5 protein-coding genes are annotated in these 7,130 nt (G+C 58.1%); all 5 read left to right on the top strand.

Annotated elements, in window-relative coordinates; translation table 11 throughout:
- The coding region (locus R6W86_RS08130) for a glycoside hydrolase family 3 protein (protein WP_410328861.1) at positions 1–541 on the top strand (541 nt) is incomplete at its 5' end.
- 231 nt (positions 542–772) lie between these two features.
- Positions 773–946 (top strand): hypothetical protein, encoded by a 174-nt coding sequence (locus tag R6W86_RS08125; protein ID WP_410328860.1) that lies wholly within the window; start codon positions 773–775, stop codon positions 944–946.
- 132 nt (positions 947–1,078) lie between these two features.
- Positions 1,079–2,017: a hypothetical protein gene (locus tag R6W86_RS08120; RefSeq protein ID WP_410328859.1), complete on the top strand. Its 939-nt coding sequence runs from the start codon at positions 1,079–1,081 to the stop codon at positions 2,015–2,017.
- Entirely contained in the window at positions 1,941–5,531 is a 3,591-nt protein-coding gene (locus R6W86_RS08115; protein WP_410328858.1) for a two-component regulator propeller domain-containing protein, read from the top strand. Before R6W86_RS08120 ends, R6W86_RS08115 begins: the two co-directional genes overlap by 77 nt.
- A 112-nt stretch (positions 5,532–5,643) precedes the next feature.
- The coding region (locus R6W86_RS08110; RefSeq protein ID WP_410328857.1) for a hypothetical protein at positions 5,644–7,130 on the top strand (1,487 nt) is incomplete at its 3' end.

Genomic DNA, 7,130 nt, shown 5'->3' with positions numbered 1-7,130 from the left:
ATATGATGATATCGGTATCCAGTCTGGCGGCTGGACGATCACCTGGCAGGGCGACTCAGGTGATATCACGCCCGGAACAACCATCCTGGAAGCGATTCAGAACACGGTTTCTGCAGAAACGCAGTTAATCATCAATCAGGGAGGGCAATTTCCAGCAACGGATGAGGCGCAGCCCAGCCTGTGTCTGGCTGTGGTTGGGGAACTCCCCTATGCAGAAGGCGTCGGCGATCGTGAAACACCGGACTTCTCTCTGGCTGATAAACGAGCCTTGAACAGAATGGAAGACTCCTGTGATCAGCTGGCCGTGATCCTGATCAGCGGCCGCCCATTAATCATCACTGACCGGATTGACAAGTGGGATGCCCTGATCGCCGCCTGGTTACCCGGCACTGAAGGAGGGGGTGTGGCCGATGTGATTTTCGGCGATGTGCCTTTTAGCGGGAAATTGGCCTTCACCTGGCCGGTGAGTACGAATCAGCTGCCCATTGGCAGCGGGGAGGGTGCACCGCTGTTTCCCTTTGGTTTTGGATTGATAGATTAATTAACATATTCGAGAGGCCGTGGACAATCACGACCTCTTTTTTCTTTTAACGAGCGTAGGTTTATCTATTTGACCTCGAATTCCTCGCCCAGCACCCTCGCTTTGATGCTAAAGTGGATTAATGCTCAAAGTCGGTCATTACCATTTGTGCCAGGTAGGCCTGATTGGTCCTTGTTGACAACCATTATTAAATAATATAATATGGAATTGTATAGACAAGTTGAGCAAAACATGGCATCACTGATTGCGAAAGATCTGACCCAGCCTGGTACCCATACCCTCGTGATTGGGATCAGCTCCTACCGGCTTTTCGGTGACGGCAGCGATCCGACCCAGAGGGGTATCGCCTCCCAGGTGGACCAACTGAGCGCCGCCGCCCGTTCACCATCGGAAATTGTTGGGTAGCTGCTGAAGGAGGATTGTTGCCATCGCGCACCTCTGAAGAGCCAGCGTGTCTTGCTCTATCGGTGTTGCTTGGTAGCCTAACCGAGTTCTAGCACTGCCGTAAATTCAGGCGTAGATATGGAGGGTAGAACAATGTCCAAGTTTTTGCAATTCCTTGTGGTGTTCGTTATGTTGGCCAGCGTTGTCCTGCAAGGGGGTTGCGGGCCGACGCCGCCGACGCCGCCGACGTGCCCGCCAATGGGTCCCATGGCAAAAAAAGTAAGCATCAGCGACAATCCCACCTATTCCTCCAGTGATGGCTCGAGCATCGAGGTTTTTAAAGATACCTACGCCTACACAGATCCTGGGAATGTCGCCTGGTGCGAAACAGACAAGATGTCCATTTCACCTGTAGACCTGAGCAGCCTGCCACACTGCCCCTATAATAACTGTTTGGCCGCCGTTGATGTTAAACCAGACGACCTCAAGTTCACGTCACCACCAAACACGAGTAATTCCAAGCCAAAACTACGGTACGATCTGGCAGAGCACCCACCCACACTTAAGCAACCGGAAGAATGCGGGGGATCGTCCTACTGCTATGCGGTCTACCAATTAAGGGCGGGCAATTGGAAGTTTGTGGGCAATGCCGGGGCTTTCATGGTGGGGTCTGAATGGTTTGCAGAGGCCAAGATCATTCATTTTTCGGTATTCGCGCTGGTAGAACTGCCTGACCCCACCCCGATGACCAGACCGCAATCCGTGGGCATGGTTATCACCTCCGATTTTGTTGAAGATGGTTTCAACGCTATTAGTGTTGGTGTCCTGATCTCACCAGAGAGATCAGAAGAGCTAGACAAGGCAGCTGACCAGCGGCTTCTCAGGTTCAGCGGTGTGGACCCAAGCGCTCCCGAGGGGGATATAGACCAAGCTTGTCTAGCCCTGTCCAGTGTCGCCGAGCAATTTACCTGTTTATTCCCAATTGATACGCTGGTGGAACTTGAATTGGCGGAAGATGGGCAAGCAGTTCTGCGCGCACTTGACAGGGGCTATGGAATGTCGTTCTTTGTGTCTGATGTGCAGATCTACTAGGTTTTTCTGGGCAGTCGTTCTGCTGGCTGTGTCCTGGGCAGGTCCCGTTGCTGCCCAGGACATAACCGCAAATCCATTCACGACTGCCGATGGCCTGCTCAGCGACCGTATCTTGGCAGTAGCCCAAAGTGCTGACGGCTGGCTGTGGGTGGGCACCACTTACGGGTTGTCGCAATTCTTTGGTTCGCGATTTCGCACAGAAGGCATCCCTCAGGAGATCGTCGAGAATCATATCCATGCGTTGTTAGCTACCGATGATGGTGCGCTGTGGGTAGGCGCCGACTCGGGGCTGCACCGGCGGAATGCTGATGGCTCCTGGGACACACACCTGGAAGAACCTGCAGGGCTGGAAGTAGACGCAATCAGGGCACTGCACCTGGCAAGCGATGGTGCTGTGTGGGTTGGAGGTTTTGATGGCCTGGCGCGCTGGCTGGGTGGCGTGTGGGAAACGATTACAATCGGTGGCCTGCCGCCTGCTGTAAACACGTTGGGTGAGGACGCTGATGGCCATGTGTGGGTTGGCGCCCTTGGATCCACCGGCAGCAGCATCCAGATCCTTAAGGGGCACGAGCTGGTTGAGGTCATCAAGGCGGACGATGGCCTGCCTACCGGTGCGACGCTCACAGCCCTGCTAAGGGACTCAGACGGCGAAATGTGGGCGGCGACCGATGCCGGCCTGGTGCAGTTCATTGGTTCTGCGGTGCACCGAATCTATACTGAAGAGGATGGGCTGGCCAACAACAACGTATGGGCCCTCATCGAGCATCCTGAAGGTGGACTATGGGCAGGTACGGCTAAAGGGCTTATCCGGCTGAAAGATGGGATCGTCACAGGTATTCTCACCAGCGAGACGACCCTGGCGGGAGACAGTGTGAATGCGCTGGCGTACGACCTCGAGGGCAATCTGTGGTTGGGGACAAGCGCCGGTGTATCTCGCCTGCCCCTTGGCCAGTGGATGAGAGAGTCCCACCCCTCGCTTCGCGGTACAGAAATCAGGAAGGTGCTTGCTGGTGCGGATGGCGCTGGTTATGCTGTCACTCCGGCTGGCATCTTTCAGCGGACACCTGCCGGGGAATGGACATGGCTTAACGAGGGGTTACCCGGGCAGGCGGTCTACGCCCTGGCTCACGGCCCGGACGGGGACATCTGGGCAGGGACAAACGCCGGCCTGGCAAAACTGGTAGATGGGCGCTTTGTGACCGACATCCGAGTGCCAAAGGACCTGTGCGTCCAGGCGATCCTGATCGATCTCATGGGGCGGCTGTGGGTGGGAAGCACTTTAGGCTTGTATCAACTCTCTGGAGAGGAGGTCAGGCTGTTCTCAAAGCGCGGCGGCGCTCTTGGACAGGACTCTGTCCTGGCCTTGTGGGAAACGGTGACGGGCGACATCTGGGTGGGCACGTCTAACGGCGGCGCGAGCCGCTACAGGGATGGGACTTGGGCGCTCGTCGACCGCGCGAATACAAGCGGTGGTCTGGCCGATGATTTTGTTTTAGCGGGACTGGAGGACTCGGCTGGCAACCTTTGGTTCGCCACCAGGGCTGGCGTCAGCCGACTGCAGGCCGGTGCAGACCCACATGATCCTGCGGCCTGGCACACCATTCAGATACCGAAACTGGCGGGTGAGCAAGTTTACGCGCTGTGGGAAGATAACGCCCGGCCGGGAAACATCTGGGCAGGTACCGATGGCGGCCTCAACCTGATCGGCCGAGATCTGCCCCCCAGAACATTCACCCGTGATGACGGGTTAAGCCACAAGTGGATCAACGCGCTCGACCAGGCTCCGGATGGCACGTTGTGGATAGGGACTGCATCGGGGTTGACTTACCACCGAGATGCCCGGCAGGCGCCCCAGATCGAGCTGGGACCATTAATTGTGGACAATGAGGTGTGCGACGCCGCCTGTTTGGCCGGTGGGGTGCCCTATCGCTCTGAGACGGCGATGTTCCAATACGCTGCGAGCGACCTTGGTGATCTGGCTGGACTTGAGTACCTGGTTTCCATCCAGGCTGGAGAGCTTATCAGCCAGGTTCCCACGTCGGATGGATCCGTAATCCAGAGCCTGGAGCCAGGAATGCACTATCGCTTTTCCGTCCAGGCCTTTGACCGGGACTTGAACCACTCGGCTGTGGCCGGACCCGTAGAGCTGTTCGTCCAATCCCCCACTCGGTGGGAGCGCCTGCGGGAAGAACCCTACTTTCCCTACCTTCTGGTTCTTGTCGTACTTGGTGTCTTCGGGCTAGCTTTGACCGGAGGCATCAAAATCTACCAGTGGAAGCTGCAGCGCCAGTTTTTCGGCTATGCCCTGGATCTGGAGGTTTCGCTGACGGCCAATGCGGCAGAGCCCAGGCTTCAAGTGCTTGTTGAGGGATCCGTCCGGAAGCCCGGGAAACTAAACCAGATTCTGGGCAGTTTACACTTTCCGCCTGCGCTGGTCAAGGCATTCGTCCGCGGGCCTGAACCCTTCAAGGTGGAAGCGACCTCCAGCCCGGATCTTGACCGCATCCGGAGATTGGAGGCTGAACTGAGGGAATTCCGCGCAGAGGCGCCAGGAATGCTCCAGGATCTTGGCGGTTTGCTGTACGATGCGCTTTTTCCAGATCCAATCCCAGAGGAGCTGAGGATTTTGGGTCTGGGTTTGCCCTACCATTCTGCCAGGCTGAGCCTGCGCCAAGAGCAGGCTCAGCACCTAAAGGCTATCCCCTGGGAGTTCATGTATGACCCCCATCAACCAGCATTTCTCACCATTGACTCGCAGGTCACGCTGGTGCGTGATCTTTCCGGCGAGGAGGACAATGGCAACTTGGCTGTCGAAGCCCCGCTACGGATTTTGGTCGCCCTTTCGAACCCCAAGGGCAAGGGACTCACTGAGCTGAAGCGGCAAGAGGAGGAGTTAAGCGCAATTGAGAAAGCCTTAGCTTCCAGCAGCGAGCGACGCCTGGTGGACATCGTGCCCTTGAGGCATGCCAGCTGGGAGGATTTTGAATCGTCCGTGCGCTCGGGTGGCTTTGACCTGGTTCATTTCACCGGACACGGGGGCATTTGGGCGGGGCAAAACCTGCCGGTGCTCTATTTCGAGGGCGAGGACGGTACCCCCATTCGTGTGCCCCAGAAACCGCTTGTTGACCTGTTCGAGAACGCGTCCACACAGGACCGGCGGCCAAAACTCGTCGTGCTCAATGCCTGCCGCAGTGCAGAACAGGATGTGATCCAGGGTACGTTGGGCCTGGCAGAGGCGCTGGTGCAGTTGGGTAAGCTGCCGGCCGCCATTGGGATGGGTTATGAAATCTCTGAAGATGCCGCCGTGGTTTTCTGTGAGCAGTTTTACATAACGCTAGCGGCCCACTGGCAGGTGGATCACGCCATCATGGTGGCGCGTGGCGCGCTGGCAAGTCGGCTTGGCCGGGGGAGGCTGCATTGGGGAGGGCCCAGGTTATATTCTCGCGTGAGCGAGGGAGTCATCTTAAATCTGATTAGCGAAAGGAGTGAGACCGATGAGCCCAATTCCAGATGATGAGTTGTGCAAAACCTTTGTCGTCGTAGACCCAGAGGTAAGCGTTGGCGAGGCGGCCTGGCGGCTGCGAGAGGAGGCGGCTGGAAGGGATTTGGGCGAGTGGTACATCGTCGTGCCCTTACTCGATGGTCGTTTTGCTGTGCTGGCGGCAGCCGATCTGAGCCAATTGTTCGAGTCCGACGGGCGCGACGCGCTAGACCAGTCGCTGCAGGTTGTTGCAGGGCTGTTGGTCCCAAGCCGGAGCGTAGAGCAGGATGAGGCGGCGTTGGTCGAGGCACGGTTTCTGCGGGACTCGAGTCACCGGCAGATCCTGGTGGTGCTCAAAGGCGGCGTGCCCTGTGGCTTGTTTGTTTCCCGCCATCAAGGAGTCGCTCCCGGGCCACTTTTCGACGACATTATGGAGATGGTGCCAGCGGGCCGGGAGACGTCAGCGGCGGACGAGCCGGCCGTGGCTGAACAGCGCCGGGTGCACGCTCAGATCCGCCACCAGGGGCTTCGTCGCAAAACCTTTCTAGCCGGTGCCGATAACGCCATCCGCTGCTGGATTGCTCTGCCTGAACCGGAAGCCGGCGCCGTTGCTGATACAGTTATTCCCACCGTCAAGCTTCCACCCGAGGGCATCACCCTTGACGTCGTTCTGCGGTGGAAGGACCAGACCGACCACGGCAAGCTCCATCTCCCCTGCGACCGCACCGCCCGCAGCAACGATTGTGATCTCCACATCCATCTACCCGATAATGAGCGTTTTGTCAGCGCCGAGGTCGCCTTCCTTTACCGCGGCCGTGCCTTTGAGATTGTCCGTGTCGAGGCTTATGTGCTGCCCCCAGGCAGGGTTGAGCAGCCTGACGACACGGTTGAGGTGCGGGTGCAGCTAGCGCAGCGGGAGGTCGTTGAACTTGCTGACAGCAACGAGGTCGACATGGTGATGATCTACGGGGAAGATCGGACGCGAGTCGATCGCCCGGATAGTCAAGGCCCAACCGCTCTCCAGATCTATAGCAGCACGAGCGGGGCGAGCTTTGACCTGAAGGACCCCGACGAAATCATGAACTACCTCAACACAGAGCTCTTTGCAGCGGAAACCTCATTGGTGCGGCGGCGCGTGCGCCAGGGGCAAACCGCTGAGGTCCTCGATGCCGGCGACCCCGACGTTCTCCAAATTCTCCGCACCCTGGCACGGCATGGAGCAGCGCTCTATAACAGCCTGGGAGATGGCTTTGAGGATCCCGGCCGGCGTATCCAGGTTCAGAACAGCAGTCCCAAGGAATACTCCCCGGTTGAGTTTGTTTACGACCGTGGGTGGCCCACCGATGACGCTACGATCTGTGAGGAGGGCCTCGCCGCCCTCGAGTCCGACGCTGATGACTGCCCGCACTGCAAGTCGGCTGCCGATTTGGAACCAGATCTGCGCATTGCCAATTCCACCATTTGTCCCTTTGGCTTCTGGTCCCTGCAAAAGATTATCGAGCGACGGGACGCAGCACCGTCCGGGGTTAAAGATGTGGGGGGGCAATCCTTTCCGCTGCCGGACCGGCGGCACCTATCCCCGATTGACAGCGTGCTCTTTGCGAGCAGCGACAAGGTTCCGCTCCAGGAGCG

The organism is Marinobacter sp. (genome assembly GCF_046484525.1).
Classification (GTDB): domain Bacteria; phylum Pseudomonadota; class Gammaproteobacteria; order Pseudomonadales; family Oleiphilaceae; genus Marinobacter.
This window is presented reverse-complemented; position numbering and strand designations above follow the sequence as displayed.